Consider the following 16,134-nt stretch of genomic DNA (forward strand, 5'->3'; position numbering starts at 1 on the left):
GACGAAGCCGCAGCGATAGCATGCCCGGTGTTAACCCGGGATCGTGCTGCACACGCAAAAAGGGCGCCCGAAGGCGCCCTTTCTGTGCTGCGTCAGCCCTGGCCTCAGCGCCAGACCTTGATCTGCTCGGCCTCGCTGCGCTGCATCGGCTGGCCGGCCTTGCAGCTGAAGGTGGCCCCGAACGCCGGCAGGTTGGCCAGCGTGCCGTTGCTGCGCCACAGGCCCGGTGCGCGGATGTCGGCGGTCAGGCGGCGCACGGCTTCGTTCGGCGACAGCTGCTGTGCCCACAGTGCCGACCAGGCACGGAAGAAGCCCTGCTGCTGTGCCTGCTTGGCCTTCGGTTCCTGCGCGGTATACGCCGCCCAGGCCAGTTCCAGGCCGGCGATGTCGGCCAGGTTCTCTTCCTGGGTCAGCGTGCCGTTGACCTTGGCACCCTTCACGCCGGGGAATTCGTAGGCGCCGTACTGGGCGGCCACGCGGTTGCCGAGCAGCGTCCAGGCGGTCTTGTCGGCCGGGGTCCACCAGCTGCGCAGTTCACCCTTGGCATCGACCAGTGCACCCTTGGCGTCGATCGCGCGGGTCAGCTCATGGCCGACCAGGCCACCGAAGCTGCCGAACTTGTCGGCCGCGTCGGCCTTGGCGTTGAACACCGGACCCTGCAGGATCGCAGCGGTGACGATCAGGCGGTTCTGCGCCAGGTCATAGGCCAGCGACGGCTGCTGCGGCAGCACGTCCCAGCGGCGGTCAGCGTTGCCCTTGCCGATGCGACGCATCTCCTCGCGGTGGCGCCAGGTCGATGCGATCAGCATGTTGCCGCCAAACGAGCCGCGGCCCATCGGCTGCACCGTGTAGTCGAGGTCGCGCAGCGGCGTGCCGATCTCGATCTTCAGCGCGGCCAGCTTGGCCTGCGCTTCGGTCTTGGCCTCGGCGCTCATCCAGCTGCTGTTCCTGACCGCCTCGATCTGCACCTCGCGCACCTTGTCGACGATCCATGCCGCCTGGCGGCGGTCCTCGGCGGACAGGTAACGCGCGGCATATTCGCGGCCAACCATCGGGCCGGCGGCCACGTTGATCGCATCGAGCACGCTTTCCCAGCGCTGCGGCGGCAGCGTTTCACCGCGCAGCACGCGGCCACGGAATTCGAACTCGGCGTCGCGGTAGGCCTTGGACAGGTACGGGGCCATCGAATCGCCCACGCGCCAGCGCAGGTAGGCCTTCCACTGGTCCGGCTTGAGCTTGGTCACCATGCCGTCCAGCTGCTTGAACAGCTGCGGGTCGGCCAGCGAGACCAGATCGTCGTCCACGCCCTGCGCCTTCAGGAAGGCATCCAGCTGCAGGTTGCGGTAGCGGCTGTTCAGATCCTTGGTGGAGATCGGCGCGTAGTTGTTGAACGGATTGTTGATGCCGGCCAGCGACTGCGCATTGCGTGCCAGTTCGGTTTCCAGTGCGATCACCGCCTGCGATTCGGCATCCAGCTTGGCAGCCGGGGTGCCGGTCAGGGCCAGAATCTGCTTGACGTAGTTGCGGTAGCGGCCCATCAACGCCACGGTATCGGCGTCGGTACGGGTGTAGAACGCAGGATCGGGCAGGCCCATGCCGCCCTGCATGAAGTAACCGATGTGGCGGTCCAGTGCCTTCAGGTCCACATCCGGACCGAAGTTGAAGGCCACCGGAATGCCGACCTGGTGCAGCGCGGCGATCGAGGCCGGAACATCCTTGGCCTTCTTGATGGCGTTGATGCGGGTCAGCAGCGGCGCGATCGGATTGGAGCCGTCTGCTTCCACCGCAGCCTCGTCCAGGCCGCTGGCCCAGAAGTCGCCCAGCAGCTTCTGCACGTTGCCCTGCGGCGCCTTCATCGAGGCGTCCAGCAGTTCACGCTGCTGTTGGCGGCTGCGTTCGACCAGCTGGCCCAGCGCGGTGGTGGCACCGACCTGCGGCGCCGGGTTGGCCTTGAGCCAGCCCGCGTTGGTGACTGCATAGAAATCGCTGCACTGGGCGCTGACGGCCGGGGCACGCGCGGCCTTCTTCTTGGCGGCGGCGAACGCATCATGGGTCGGGACCAGGGTCGCCAGGCTGATGCCCAGGGCGATGGCAAGCGGACGGAAATTGGGCATGTGGAACGAATCCGTGATGGATTGAGGGCGCGCGCACTATAGCAAGCTGGGCATCGACGCGGCATGCACGTGTCGCGCTGCTTTCACCGACCAAGGTCGGCAGCTACCGGAGAGCGTCCAGGTCAGTAGATCCATGCCATGCGTGGATGAAAGACTTCCCGGAAAGCAAAGGCCCGGGAGTCCCCGGGCCTTTGCAGGTCTGCCGCAGCGTCAGCCGTGGCTTACCAGATCACCACCTGCTGATCGCCGGCACGGACCATCGGTGCACCGGCCTTGCACTGGAACGCGGCTGCGAAGGTCGGCAGGTTCGACGGCGCACCCATGGCGCGGAACTGCGCCGGGGCGTGCGGGTCGGTGGCCAGGCGGACCTTGGCGTTTTCCGGAGTGTACTTGGTGCGCCACACGGTGGCCCAGTTGAAGAAGAAGCGCTGGTCGCGGGTGAAGCCATCGACCTTTGCATCTTCCTTGCCGGCGGAGGCCTTCTGCAGGGCGTCGTAGGCGGTGGCCAGGCCACCCAGGTCGGCGATGTTCTCGCCCAGGGTCAGGTGGCCGTTCACGGCCTGGCCGTCGACCTTGTACTGGTCGAACTGCTTGACCAGCTTGCCGGTCAGGCCTTCGAAGTTCTTCTTGTCGGCCGGGGTCCACCAGTCTTCCATGTTGCCGGTCGGCCCGAAACGCGCACCCTGGTCGTCGTAGCCGTGGGTCATCTCATGACCGATCACCGCGCCGATGCCGCCGTAGTTCAGCGCGTCGTCGGCCTTCGGATCGAAGAACGGCGGCTGCAGGATGGCGGCCGGGAACACGATCTCGTTCTGCAGCGGGTTGTAGTAGGCATTGACCGTCTGCGGGGTCATGCCCCACTCGGTCTTGTCCACCGGCTTGCCGATCTTGGACAGGTTGAACTTGTAGTTGAACTCGTTGGCCGCGCGCACGTTGCCCAGGAAGCTGTCGCGCTGGGTCTGCAGGCCCGACCAGTCACGCCACTTGTCCGGGTAGCCGATCTTCGGGGTGAAGGTTTCCCACTTGGCGATGGCCTTGGCCTTGGTTTCCTCGCTCATCCAGCTCAGGCCCTGGATGCGGTCCTTCAGCGCGGCGGCCAGGTTCTTCACCAGTTCTTCCATCTTCGCCTTGGCTTCCGGCGAGAAGGCGACCTTCACGTACAGCTGGCCGAAGGCTTCACCGGCATCGTTCTCGATGGTGCCCAGCACGCGCTTCCAGCGCGGCTTCTGTTCCTTCTGGCCGTTGAGGGTCTTGCCGTAGAACTCGTAGTTCTCCTGCACGAAGGCGTCGGCCAGGTACGGCGAGGCGCTGTCCACGGTGTGGAAGCGCAGGTAGGCGCGCCACACCGACGGATCGGTATCGCCCAGCGCCTTGCTCACTTCTTCATGGAACGCCGGCATGGCCAGCGAGAACTTCTCCGGCGCGGCCACGCCCTGCGATTTGAAGAACTCGGTCCAGCTGAAGTTCGGGGTCAGCTTGTCGGCGTCGGCCAGCGTGACCGGGTTGTAGTACAGCTCGACGTTGCGCGACAGCTCCACGCGTGACTTCGATGCCTTGGCCAGGCGGGTCTCGAACTTGACCACGTCCTCGGCCTGCTTGGCCGCATCGGCCGCAGCGACGCCGGACAGTTCCAGCACCTTGGCGACGTGCGCCTGGTAGGCCTTCAGCTTGTCGGCGTTCTTGGCGTCGGTGTAATAGGTGGTGTCCGGCAGGCCCAGGCCACCCTGGCTGGCGTAGGCCAGGTTCACCGCCGAGTTCTTGAAGTCGGCTTCGGCGCCGAAGCCGAACAGGACGTTGTCACCCTTGGCAGCGCTGCTGCGCAGGTAGCTGGCAATGGCGGCCTTGTCCTGCAGGCCGTCGATCGCGCTCAGGTCGGCCTTCAGCGGCTCGATGCCCTGGGCATTGATCCTGGCTTCGTCCATGCCGGTGGCCCACAGGTCGCCGACGATCTTCTCGATGTGGTTCGGGTTCTTTACCTGCGCGACCTGCTCGGCCAGCTGGTGCTGCACGGCGACCGAACGCTCGTCGAGGATGGTGAACGCGCCCCAGCTGGTGCGGTCGCCCGGGATCTCGTTGGCGGCCAGCCACTTGCTGTTGACGTAGTCGCCGAAGGCGGTGCAGGCGTCCTTGGTGGTATCCAGGTCGCTGGGCTGGAAGGCGTTGTAGGCCGGCAGCTTGCTCTCATCCAGCTTGTAATCGGTGGCTTCGGCGGTGGCCGGGGCGGGGGCCGCGGCGTCCTTGGCCGGGGTTTCGTTCTTGCCGCAGCCGGCCAGCACGGCCGACACGGCCAGGCTGAGCAGGACGATCTTGGGAGTGCGCGTCATCACTATTCTTGGCCTCCAGGCCGAGTGAGTCAGGAAAGAGCCGCAGGTACGGCCGTGGGCCGAACGATACGCCGCCGGCCTGTGCTGCAAGGGTGTCGAAGGTCATGCCCGGGCGCAAGGGCCAGAACGTGCAAGGGCGCCCGCCGGGCGCCCCTGCTGTAGGCCGGTAACGCTTACAGGCCGCCGCCGCCGCAGCCTTTGCCCAGGTAGTCGTCAATCAGCTGCAACTGGTCGGCCATGATGCGGCGCGTCCATGCCGGCCCGTGGGCGTAGTCGGCGATGGCGTGGAACTCGACCGGCTGGCCGGAACCTTTCGCCTTGTTCACGAACCACTCCGACTGTTCGATCGGCACTGTGCGGTCGCGATCGCCGTGGTAGACCATCAACGGGATCTTCATCTCGCCGGCCTTGTCCACCGGGTTCAGGCCGGCCACGGTGGGGGCCTGGGCCTGGCGGAAGAACGGGTTGGTATAGAAGCGCGACCAGATCTTCTTGATATCGGAAACGCCGGCGCCGGCAATGGCGCATTTGTACAGGCCGTTGGGGCGCACCGAGGCCGCAAACGCCGAATAGCCGCCATAGGAGAAGCCGAACATGGCGATGTGGCCGGGGCGGGCGATCTTCTGGTCGATCATCCACTGCGCGCCGTCGTCCTTGTCATCCTGCATCTTCTGGCCCCACTCGGCGTCTCCGGCCATCCACAGCTTGCGGCCCCAGTCGGCCGAGCCACGGAACTGCGGGCGCAGCACCGCCATGCAGCGCGATGCCATCAGCGGGACCCACATCGAGCCATCGAAGTCCATGCCATCGCGCGCCCAGGGCCCGCCGTGCGGATGCACGACCGCCTTCCAGGGGCCGGCGCCGCACAGCTCGGTGCTGGGCGTGGTGAGGAATGCAGGAATATCCAGCCCGTCGCGTGCCTTGTAGTAGACCAGCCGGGTCTGGCCCAGCGCGGCAGGCTGGATCTGCGGGTAGGTCTTGGCCAGCAGGGTCAGCTTGCCGTTGTGCAGCAGGTGGTATTCGGGCGGATTGGACGGCCCGGAGGTAACGACCAGCACGTTGGAAAGGTCCGCCGTGTAGTCGACGATGCGCAGGCTCACGCCGGTATCGTAGTTGGCGGTGAAGCGCTGGCCGTTGGCGGTATCGACCATCGCCAGCGGTTCCTGGGTGATGCCCAGGGCCTGGCGCAGGCCCTGGTCCAGCGCCTTCATGCGCGGCGAGGTCCACTGCATGTCGTCACCGCGCGGGCCGGCGTAGCCGATGCCCATGATCTCGCCGAACGGCACCGCACCCTTGCGGAAGCGGTTGATCAGCATCGAACCAGCGTTGAACAGCTTGTGCTCGAACAGCACTTCCTTCTGCTTGCGCGCGCTGATGTCGTACTCGTACACGATCGCCTTGTCGCGGCCGACATTGCTGAGCACGAAGGCGATGTTCGGGTCGTCGGCAAAGCCGATCACCTGGTTGACGTCGCGGTTCTTCACGTAGGAGCGGAAGTGCTCTTCCCAGGTGCCGGTGGCGGGCGACCGGAACTCGGTGGCGACGTAGGCACCGGTGCCGTCGACATCCTGGCGCAGGCGTGCGCGCAGCTCGCTGTCGAGGTCGGTGATGTAGCCGGCCACGCGCTCTTCGGTCTTCTGGATGCGCTGCGAGGTGAAGTTGCGCAGGTCGACCTTGTAGACGTCACCGGAGCTGCTGCCACTGCCGTTGACCACCAGGATGTGGTCCGGATCGTTGGGCAGGGTGTCCAGTACCGTGGCGTTGGCCAGGGCCTGCTCGAGCTCCTCGCTGCGGCTGCTGGCACGTGGCGGCGTGATCGGCTCCTTCCATTGCTTGCCTTCGATGTCGGTGATGAAGAACTTGCTGACGAAGGTCTTGGTCACCCGGTCCGCGCGCAGGTCGTAGGGCTGCCACAGCACCACCGCCAGCTGCCCGTTCTTGATGAACGACACGCTCTGGAACTTCATGCGGTTGGCGCCGATCACCGTTGGCGGCTTGTCCAGTGCATCGGTGCGCCACACCACGATCACGCGCTCTTCGCCATTGGCGCGCAGGCCGGCGATGTGCTGGCCATCCGGCGACAGCGACAGGCTGGAGATGGCGGGGAAGGCCGCCATCTGCTCAATGGTCGGAGCTTCGGGCTTGGCGTGCAGGGACGGGGAAACACTGGCCAGGGCCGCCAGCAACAGGGTTCGCTTCATTGCAACCTCGGAATGCAGTGGCAGCTGCCTGTGGAAAAAGCAGTGCCGGAAATGGAACCGCCGCCCCGAAGGGCGGCGGTTGCAGGGAGCAGGATCAGAACGAACGCGTGATGTTCAGGAAGTAGCTGCGACCGAAGTAGTCGAAGCCGCTGTACAGCAGCGCGTTGCCGACGGTGCTGTAGACACCCTGGGAGATGGTCGGCGGCTTGCGGTCGGCGAAGTTGCGCACGCCACCGGTGACCGACCACTTGTCCGCTTCATACTTCACCGAGATGGCCTGCAGGAAGTAGTTCGGGGTGTACAGCTTGTACGCCGAGGTGGCCGGATCGAAGTCACCCGGGTTGCGCTCCTCGTAGTACGCGTAGCTGTCCATCTTGTCGATCCAGTCCAGGCCGTAGCGCACCTGCCAGTTCTTCCACTTGTAGCTCAGGTCCAGCGAGGCGGTGTTTTCCGGACGCGACAGCATGCCGTTGTAGTCCACCAGCGGATCGTCGGAGAAGACCTTGCTGGCCTGTTCCAGGTAGTGGGTGAACTGCAGCGTGGTGCGCAGGGTGCCCGGGCCGATTTCGCGGACATAGCGGGTGGTGAAGTCCAGGCCACGGACCTTGTCGGTGGACAGGTTGATGAAGCCGTTGGTCACCACCAGCTGGTTGTTGACCGGGTTGCGGGCCACCAGGCGGCACAGACCCGAACCGGAGGAGAAGTCGGCACTGCCGCTGTCGTAGCAGCGCGACAGGATGTTCGCGCCGCCCGCGCTGTCGACGCCGTTCTTCACTTCGATGTCGAAGTAGTCGGCGGCGAAGGACAGGTCACCGAAGCCGCTGCCGAATTCCGGCTGGATCACCACGCCCAGGGTCTTGGCCTTGGAGGTTTCGGCTTCCAGGCCGGCCTCGGCACCACCCTGGGTGACCACGGTCACGCCCTGGGTGGCCAGGTAGTCCGGTGCCAGGCCCAGCGATGCGCAGTTCTGGTAACGCGGCGAGCTCGGGTTGCGATCACCGTACTCGTTGCAGGGGTCGGCACTGCTGCTCAGGAAGCCGGTGGTGCCGCCCAGGAACTGTTCGAACAGCGCCGGTGCGCGGTAGGAGGTGCCGTACGAAGCACGGAACGACAGCCACTTCACCGGGGTCCACAGCGCGCCGATCTTGTAGGTCTCATCCGAGCCGTAGGACTTGTAGTCGGTGTAGCGGCCGGACAGGTTGACCGTCAGTTCTTCGGCAGCGGTGACGCCGGACAGCAGCGGCAGTTCCAGTTCGCCGTAGGCCTCGAGCACCGAGTCCGAACCGCGGGTCGGGGTGGCGTTGGTCAGGTTGTACAGGTCGGCATTGATCGAGTACGGCGACGGGGTGTCGTCGATGCGTGCCTTGCGGTACTCGACGCCGAACGCGCCGCCGGCCGAGCCGTAGGGCATGTCGAACAGCGGGCCGTTGACGTTGAAGTTGACCGTGGTTTCCTTGTACAGCGTGTTGCCGGTGACCGGCACGAACACCCAGTCCTTCCAGTCCTGCGGCAGCTTGCCGCCGATGGTGTTGGTGTTCAGCGCCGGCGCGGCGATGCAGCCGTTGGAAGCGTCGCGGCAGACATAGCCACCGGCACCGTTGGAGACCACGTCCAGGCTCTGGCGCAGGCGGCTGGTCAGGAAGCTCTCAAAGGTGTAGTCGGCGTCGCTGCGGGCGTGCATGACGTTGAAGTCATAGTTCCACTCCGAGCTCAGGTGGCCACGCAGGCCGGCATTGAAGCGCAGGAAGTCGACGTTCTGCTTGTTGGTGTCGTTGCCGAAGCCGATGAACGCACGCACGCCCAGGTTCCTGCCGCTGGTCTGGTCGGTCGGGGCGCCGGCCACGCTGTCACGCAGGTTGGCCGGGATCAGCGGGCTGCCCACGGCGTAGTCCAGGGTCAGCTGGCGGTAACCGGTCTGGGTCGACTTGCGCTTGTTGCCCAGGAACTCGTAGTACAGCTCGGCATCACCCAGTGCGTTGAGGTCGAAGCCGCCCTGGAAGTACAGGGTGTGGGTCTTGGTCGGCGAGATCAGCGACTGGTTGCGCATGGCCGGGTCGAAGGTGTCGCGGGTGTTCAGGTCCACGCCTTCGTAGCCGACCAGGCCGGTGGTGATCGCCGCGTTCGGGCGCCAGCGGTTGAAGCGGGTGCCGGCGCCGCCCGGAGCGGCCACGCCGGTACGGGTGTTGGTGCCGATGGTGTTCAGGGTGGTGCCGCCGGCATCGAGCGACCAGCACTTGGGCTTGCCGGTCAGCGGATCGATGAAGTCACCGCTGCCCCAGGAGTCGCCGGCCTCGATGTCACGGTACATGTCGGTCGGGCAGCCGCCTGCCCAGCTGCGGTCGGCCAGGGTCAGTTCGTTGCGGGTGTAGTACTCGTACGAACCGGAGAAGTGCGAGCGCTCGCCGGTGGAGCCGAACATGATCGAGTAACGGCGCTCTTCACCGCCGCCACCGTCGGTGGCGTTGTGCTGCGCTTCGAAGGTGACACCGTCGACCTTGGTCTTGGTGATGATGTTGATCACGCCGGCCACGGCGTCGGAGCCGTAGATGGACGAGGCGCCGTCCTTCAGGATCTCGACGCGGTCGACGATCGAGTTCGGCAGCACGTTCAGGTCGGTCGAGCCGACCGAGCCGCGGGTACCGGCCGGCGATACGCGGCGGCCGTTGAGCAGGATCAGGGTGCGGGTCGGACCGAGGCCGCGCAGGCCCAGGGTGTTGGCGCCCGGGCCGCCGTCGGTGACGTAGCCGCCGTAGGCGTTGTTGATCTGTGCCGCACCGGCGGTGACCGCCGTGCTCTGCAGGGCGGCGGTGGTCGAGTTGAAGCCGGCCAGGGTGGTTTCTTCACGGGTGACGACCTGCACCGGCGAAACCGAGTTGAACACGTCGCGGCTGATGCGCGAACCGGTGACGGTCACCGTGTCCAGGTTGGTGGCCTTCGACTTGGGCGCTTCCTCGGTCTGCGTCGTGCTGGAGGCGTCCTGGGCGATCGCCGGGGCGGCTGCGGCGAGCAGCACGGCAGAGGCGAGGGCGAAGCTCAGCGGATGCTTGCTGAGCGACTTGCGATTGATCATCTGAAATCCCCTTGAATCGAATGATTGCGTCGTACACCGGGACTGGTCCTTGTCGACGTCTCCGTGTGTCCCTTGCCCGGTGTCGGCAGCGTGCCGCCGCCCGGCGCTGGTACCGGCTTCACGTGCCGATGACTCGAGATTAACATCACATTAACCAAGGCTGTCAAGCATTCATGATGCAGTCATGGAGGTGTGATCCGTCAGCCGCGCTGACTGCGGGAACGCGCGTCGAGATCTGCGTATCTGGTTGATCTGTATCGCATTGTCACGATTCCGTTCGAAAGTGACTGTTTTCTGAACAGGACGGTTCGACCTGATCGCAGGCAAAAAAAAGGCCCCGCCGAAGCGGGGCCTGGCCCGGACACGAAGTCCGGAAAACGACGGGATCAGAAGTCGTACTTGACCTGGGCCGAGATCTGGCGGCCGTAGACGCTGTAGAAGCCGTCGTTGAACGGGGTCGATTCGTTGCCCGGGTAGTTGTAGCGCTGGCCTTCCGGCAGCTTGTTGAACACGTTGTTGACCATCAGCGACAGGGTCAGATCGTCCTGCGCCTGGTAGTTCAGGCTCATGTTGTAGGTGGTGTACGAGCCCCACTTGCCGGCCTTGGCGCCGGAGGAGTGGACGTAGTCGTAGCTGCGGCCGGTGTAGGCCAGGTAGTTCGGGGTGCTGCCGACGTAGTTGGCGTACACGGTGGTGGTGAACCTGGAAATGGCCCAGGCCACCGACACGTCGCCGCGGACCTTGGCGAAGTTGTCGTAGTACCACATGTTGTACGGGTCGCTCAGCAGGTCCAGCTTCCTGGCACCGGGCAGCGGCTCCACTTCACGCTTCAGCATGTTGGTGTAGTTGCCCGAGAACATCAGCGAGCCGAAGCGGCCGATGTCCTGCTGGTACTTGGCACCGACGGTCACCGCCTGCAGGTTCTGGCTGGCCACGTTGAGCTTCGGGGTGTACACGCGGGTCAGGTTGCCACCGGCGTCGCGGGTCACCCAGTCGGTCACGTTCTGGCAGCTGGCCGAGGTGTTGTTCGGCAGGCCGTTGCGGCACTGGTACTCGGCCAGCAGCAGCTGGTCGGTGCTCAGGGTCTTGACCTCGTTCTTGATCTTCCAGTTGTAGTAATCGACCGACAGCGAGAAGTTGCTGACCGGGGCCCACACCACGCCTGCGCTCCACACGTCGGCGGTGATCGGCTTCAGGTCCGGGTTGCCGGACTTTTCGCTGTACACCGAGGTGGTCTTGTAGAACGAGCAGGCGTCGTCACGCAGCGCGTAACCCAGCTGGCTGCAGCGGTAGTAATCGTTCTGGCCGGAGGCGAACGAGCCGCTCATGCCCTGGAAAGCATCGGACAGGGTCGGCGCGCGGAACGCGGTGCCGTACTTGCCGCGCAGCAGCAGGCTTTCGATCGGACGGTATTCCAGGCCCAGGCTGTAGGTGGCCTTGTCCACGGTCTTGTCGGCGATCTTGAACGCGTCGTAGCGGCCCGAGGCGCTGATGGTCAGCGATTCGAACACCGGCATGCGCAGTTCGCTGGTCACCGCGTAGTTGCTGCGGTGGCCGGCACCGGCCACGGCGGTGGCGCCCCAGGCGTTGCCATTGACGAAGGCCTGGTCGGGCGAGTAGTCCCAACCTTCGCTGCCGCCTTCCAGCACCACGGCCAGGCCGGCGTCGCCGCCCGGCAGGGAGAACAGCGAACCGTTGGTCACCTGCACGCGGCCCAGGTTCTGCCAGGTCTTGCTGCGGTGGGTGCCATAGCCGGTGAAGTTGGCGAACTGGTCCGGGGTGATCGGCGAGTAGAAGGCGGTGTAGTTCGGGTTGTAGATACCGAAGCCATCGGCGGTGGTGCCCAGGCGCGGGCCCAGCACGGTGTCGCCGAAGAAGCCTTCGATCTTGTCCTTCCAGCGCGCGAAGCGGTTCTGGTCCAGGCGGTACTCGCCGCGGGTGAAGCTGGCGCTGTAATCCCAGTCGCCGACCATGCCCTTGCCGCCCAGGGTGACCTGGTAGGAACGGCTCTCATCGGAGTTCAGGATGTTGTTGTAGTGGCCCGGGCCGATTTCTTCCGGCGCGAACGCGCGCTGCAGGTTCACGACCTTGCCCAGGCCCTGATCGTAGAAGCCGCCCATCACCGACTTGGTGCCCCACCACAGGGCGCTGGAGCCGGAGGTGAACTCGGTCTTTTCCTTGCTGTACAGCACGTCGGCGAACAGCTGGAAGTTGTCGTTCACATCGAAGGTCATCGACGAGTAGAACTGGCCGCTGTTCTTGCCGTTCTTCAGGGTCTTGTAGCCGGCGCTGTACACCGAACCGCACGATTCGCCCGAAGCGCGCTTGCCGACGGTGGTGGTGCCGTCATACAGGCCGGCCACGTTGGCGCAGCGGGTCGGGTCCATCATGTGCAGCTTGTTGTCGGCGTTGCCGATGACGGCAAAGTCGTTCGACGGCAGCTGCGCGGTGTAACCGACCGGATTGTTCTGCTTGGTGATGTCACGCTGGTAGCCCCAGATCGGGCTGCCGTTTTCGATCTGCACGTTGACCAGGGCGTGGAAGCGGTCGTCGAACGCGTTGAAGCCCTTGGCGGCGCTGAAGCGGATGTTGCCGCCGCCGCCTTCGGTGTAGGTGCCGCCACGGACGGTCATCGTGCCGCCGTCCATGCGTTCCTTCAGGATGATGTTGACCACGCCGGCGATCGCGTCCGAGCCGTACAGCGAGGACTGGCCACCCGGCAGGACTTCGATGCGCTCGACGATGTCGATCGGAATGCCGCTGATGTTGTTGAACGACTCGCTGCCGTTGTACAGCGCCGGATACGAGAGCATCGGGCGGCCGTTGATCAGGTACTTGGTGTAGCCCGGGTTCAGGCCGAACATGCCGGCCGCTTCGGCGCCCTGGGTGAACGCACCCGAGGTCTGGCCGCCCTGCAGGCCGCCGGTGGTCAGCGAGGACTGCTGCAGCACTTCAGCAACACTGCTGAAGCCGCGGGTCTGGATGTCTTCGGCGGTGATGGACATCACCGGGGTCTGGGTTTCAACCTGGGTCTGCGGAATCAGCGAACCGGTGACGGTGATCTTGTCCAGGTTGGTCGCCTTGTCCTGGGCCAGTGCCGGTGCGGCGGCCATCAGGGCGGAAATCAGGGCGACGGAGAGCGTAGTGCGACGTGCGGTATTGCTGAAGTGTTCCATGTAGTTCCAATAAGAGCAAAAACAAAAACGGCACTGCGCATACGCCGTCGCGTGGGCTGGACAACCAGCCCCGAGGCCTGGAAACAGTGCGCGGCGAACGTAACATGAACTTAACAATCCGTGGACGAATCTGTCGCAATCCTGAATTTCAGTCAGGTTGCATCCAGCTTGTATGATGCGGGGTTATTCCTTCCGATCCCGCCGGTGCCCGTTGTGAACAGTTCTCCCCGCCGTCCCCATGCCAGCCAGGTCCAGAAGGGACTGACGCCGCATGCCCGCATCCGCAACGTCATCGCGGTGGGCTCGGGCAAGGGCGGCGTCGGCAAGTCGACCACGGCGGTCAATCTGGCCGTGGCGCTGCAGCAGCTGGGGGCTCGCGTCGGCGTGCTCGACGCCGACATCTACGGCCCCAGCGTGCCGGCCATGCTGGGCCTGTCCGGCCGCCCGGAAAGCCCGGACAACAAGAGCATCGAGCCGCTGCGCGCATTCGGCGTGGACACCATGTCCATCGGCTACCTGATCGAGGAAGACACGCCGATGATCTGGCGCGGGCCGATGGCCACCTCGGCGATGACACAGCTGTTCAACGACACGCTGTGGGACGACCTGGACTTCCTGCTGATCGACCTGCCGCCGGGTACCGGTGACATCCAGCTGACCCTGACCCAGAAGATTCCGCTGGCCGGGGCGGTGATCGTCACCACGCCGCAGGACATCGCCACGCTGGATGCGAAGAAGGCGCTGAAGATGTTCGAGAAGGTCGAGGTGCCGGTGCTGGGTATCGTCGAGAACATGGCCATACACACCTGCAGCAGCTGCGGGCATGTCGAGCACCTGTTCGGCCAGGGCGGCGGCGAGCGCATGGCCGCGCAGTACGGCGTGCCGCTGCTGGGTTCGCTGCCGCTGCAGATCGGCATCCGCGAGCAGGGCGATGCCGGCACGCCGATCACGGTCGCGCAGCCGGATTCGGCGCCGGCCCAGGCCTACCGCCATGCCGCGCAGCGGCTGGTCGAGGAAGTCGGCAAGCGCCCGCGGGCCTCGATCCCGATCCTGTCGTCGCTGCTGTAAGTGCCGGGGCAGGGGCCGCCGGCCACGCCCGGCCCCCTGCTAGAATCCTCGCGCCCCCTCGTACCCCCAGGACAAAGCATGAGCATCAAGAGTGACCGTTGGATCCGCCGCATGTCCGAGCAGCACGGCATGATCGAGCCGTTCGAGGCCGGGCAGGTCAAGCAGGCCAACGGCGAGCGCATCGTCAGCTACGGCACCTCCAGCTACGGCTACGACGTGCGTTGCTCGCGCGAGTTCAAGGTATTCACCAACATCAACTCGACCATCGTCGATCCCAAGCATTTCGACCCGGGCAGCTTCGTGGATATCGTCGGCGATGAATGCATCATCCCGCCCAACAGCTTCGCGCTGGCGCGCACCGTCGAATACTTCCGCATCCCGCGCGACACCCTGGTGGTGTGCCTGGGCAAGAGCACCTACGCGCGCTGCGGCATCATCGTCAACGTGACGCCGCTGGAGCCGGAATGGGAAGGCCACGTCACCCTGGAGTTCAGCAACACCACGCCGCTGCCGGCGCGCATCTATGCCAATGAAGGCGTGGCGCAGATGCTGTTCTTCCAGGCTGCTGCCGATGATGTGTGCGAGACCTCCTACCGTGACCGCGGTGGCAAGTACCAGGGCCAGACCGGGGTGACCCTGCCGCGGACCTGACCGCCGGCGGCATCGCGTATCGAAAACGCCGGGCATGCCCGGCGTTTTCGTTGGTGGGGGCGCGGCCTTACTTGCCGCGACCGAACAGCATCGCGATGCCGACACCCACCAGGGCCACCGGCCACCAGGTCATCAGCAGCCTGGACAGGTTCAGGTGCGTCCAGCCCAGATTGCTGGCGAGCATGAACAGTCCGATCAGGATCAGCAGGATGGCGGCAACAAGGTTGAATCGCATCGGGTCGGCAAGGGCTCAGGACTGGGCCTGATATCCTAGCCGTTCCTTCCAGTAGGCGACATGCTGGTCCAGTGCGGCTGGCTCGTAGCGGTGCGCCGGGCCGCTGCCCCAGACCGGGCCTGGCCAGGCCGGGTCGCCGTCGTGGCGGCCGATCACGTGGAAATGCAGCTGGCGCACGATGTTGCCCAGCGCACCGATGTTGATCTTCTCCACCCCGTCGGCGCCCTTCAGGGCCTTGCAGGCGCGGTTGAGCTCGGTGCGCAGCTTGTCCTGCTGCTCGCCGTCCAGCTCGATCCACTCGGTTACCCCCGCCAGGCGCGGTACCAGCACCAGCCAGGGAAATCGTTCGTCGTTCATCAGCCGCACTTGCGACAACGGTCCTTCGGCCACCAGCACGCTATCGGTGGCCAGGCGTGAATCGAGTTCGAATTCGCTCATCCAAGATGCTCCGAGAAGAAGTCCAGGGTGCGTTGCAGCGCCAGGGTGGCGCTGTCTGGATCATACGCATGTCCGACCTCGCGGTTGAAGGCGTGGTCGGCCGGATAGACGTAGGTGGCCATCTGCGGCAGCTTTTCTCGGTGGGCCTGGATGGCTTCCGCGGGGATGCTCCTGTCCTGCGCGCCGAAGTGGAAGATCACCGGCGCCTTCGGCGTCTCATCGAGGAACTGGACGTTGCGGGCGCCGTAGTAGCTGACCGAGGGCAGGCCCAGGCGCAGTGCCGACAGCATCGCCACCGTGCCGCCCCAGCAATAGCCAACGGTGCCCACCTTGCCGTAAGGGGCCAGCCGGGTGGCCGCCGCACGGACCACTTCCAGTGCCTTTTCCATGCCCAGCGCTGCCACCCGTTCCAGGCCCTGTTTCACGCCGTCGGCGTCATAGGGCAGGGCGTCCGGATCGGCATCGGCGCCGTCGACCAGGTCGAAGAACGAGGGCGCGAGCACCGCGTAGCCTTGGGCAGCGAAACGCTCGGCCACACTGCGGATATGCGGGTTGGCGCCGAAGATTTCCTGCACCACCACCAGGCCACCGCGCGCGGTGCCCTCCGGCAGGGCCTGCCAGGCCCGCACCGGGCCATGGTGCGTATCCAGGGTGATCCACTCGGCCATCGTCATCTACCTCATCGGGGGAACAAGGCTGCATTGTCGGTGCTGCGCGGGTTAGCGCGGTGTCAGCGGCTGTGCGGGATCGGGCGGCTGGCCATTCAGAGCGCGGCCGCCAACCCCGGTATACTGGCGCCCTTTCAGGCCCCGGCCCCCAGGACCCCCTGCCATGCCGGCAGGGGGTCCTGGGGGCCG

10 protein-coding genes are annotated in these 16,134 nt (G+C 65.5%); 2 read left to right on the forward strand and 8 right to left on the reverse strand.

The features are described from left to right. Window positions 1-104 precede the first annotated feature (104 nt). The 5 genes from ARC23_RS03320 to ARC23_RS03340 form a co-directional block, all read right to left on the reverse strand. The gene (locus tag ARC23_RS03320) at window positions 105-2,114 is read right to left on the reverse strand and encodes a M13 family metallopeptidase (RefSeq protein WP_057495918.1); all 2,010 of its coding nucleotides are present in this window, start codon (window positions 2,112-2,114) and stop codon (window positions 105-107) included. 221 nt (window positions 2,115-2,335) lie between these two features. After that, window positions 2,336-4,438 carry a M13 family metallopeptidase gene (locus ARC23_RS03325; RefSeq protein ID WP_057495919.1) on the reverse strand — a complete coding sequence of 701 codons (2,103 nt, stop codon included), beginning with the start codon at window positions 4,436-4,438 and terminating at the stop codon, window positions 2,336-2,338. A gap of 173 nt (window positions 4,439-4,611) precedes the next feature. Then, window positions 4,612-6,639: an alpha/beta hydrolase family protein gene (locus ARC23_RS03330; protein ID WP_057495920.1), complete on the reverse strand. Its 2,028-nt coding sequence runs from the start codon at window positions 6,637-6,639 to the stop codon at window positions 4,612-4,614. Window positions 6,640-6,733: 94 nt separating this feature from the next. Then, on the reverse strand, window positions 6,734-9,709 hold the full coding sequence (locus ARC23_RS03335) for a TonB-dependent receptor plug domain-containing protein (protein WP_057495921.1): 2,976 nt from the start codon (window positions 9,707-9,709) through the stop codon (window positions 6,734-6,736). A 386-nt stretch (window positions 9,710-10,095) separates the two neighbouring features. Continuing rightward, on the reverse strand, window positions 10,096-12,885 hold the full coding sequence (locus tag ARC23_RS03340; RefSeq protein WP_057495922.1) for a TonB-dependent receptor domain-containing protein: 2,790 nt from the start codon (window positions 12,883-12,885) through the stop codon (window positions 10,096-10,098). A 213-nt stretch (window positions 12,886-13,098) separates the two neighbouring features. Here ARC23_RS03340 and apbC point away from each other — a divergent pair, with 213 nt between their 5' ends. Both apbC and dcd read left to right on the forward strand, forming a co-directional pair. Continuing rightward, window positions 13,099-13,953 (forward strand): iron-sulfur cluster carrier protein ApbC, encoded by an 855-nt coding sequence (gene apbC / locus ARC23_RS03345; protein WP_057495923.1) that lies wholly within the window; start codon window positions 13,099-13,101, stop codon window positions 13,951-13,953. Window positions 13,954-14,031: 78 nt separating this feature from the next. After that, window positions 14,032-14,604, forward strand: a complete 573-nt coding sequence (gene dcd / locus ARC23_RS03350; protein ID WP_012511735.1) for a dCTP deaminase — start codon at window positions 14,032-14,034, stop codon at window positions 14,602-14,604. Between the two features lie 67 nt (window positions 14,605-14,671). On the opposite strand, the gene ARC23_RS21050 is transcribed toward dcd, so the two are convergent. Genes ARC23_RS21050 through ARC23_RS03360 form a run of 3 tightly spaced genes read right to left on the reverse strand, consistent with a single transcriptional unit; the run spans window position 14,672 to window position 15,945 of the window. Beyond that, entirely contained in the window at window positions 14,672-14,839 is a 168-nt protein-coding gene (locus ARC23_RS21050; protein WP_181358735.1) for a LiaI-LiaF-like domain-containing protein, read from the reverse strand. Between the two features lie 15 nt (window positions 14,840-14,854). Then, a complete protein-coding gene (locus tag ARC23_RS03355) occupies window positions 14,855-15,277 on the reverse strand; it encodes an HIT domain-containing protein (protein WP_057495924.1) in 423 nt (140 codons plus the stop codon). After that, window positions 15,274-15,945, reverse strand: coding sequence for a dienelactone hydrolase family protein (locus ARC23_RS03360; RefSeq protein ID WP_057495927.1), 672 nt, complete (start codon window positions 15,943-15,945; stop codon window positions 15,274-15,276). Before ARC23_RS03360 ends, ARC23_RS03355 begins: the two co-directional genes overlap by 4 nt. Between the last annotated feature and the right edge of the window lie 189 nt (window positions 15,946-16,134).

The sequence above is a fragment of the Stenotrophomonas beteli genome (assembly GCF_001431665.1).
Lineage (GTDB): Bacteria > Pseudomonadota > Gammaproteobacteria > Xanthomonadales > Xanthomonadaceae > Stenotrophomonas > Stenotrophomonas beteli.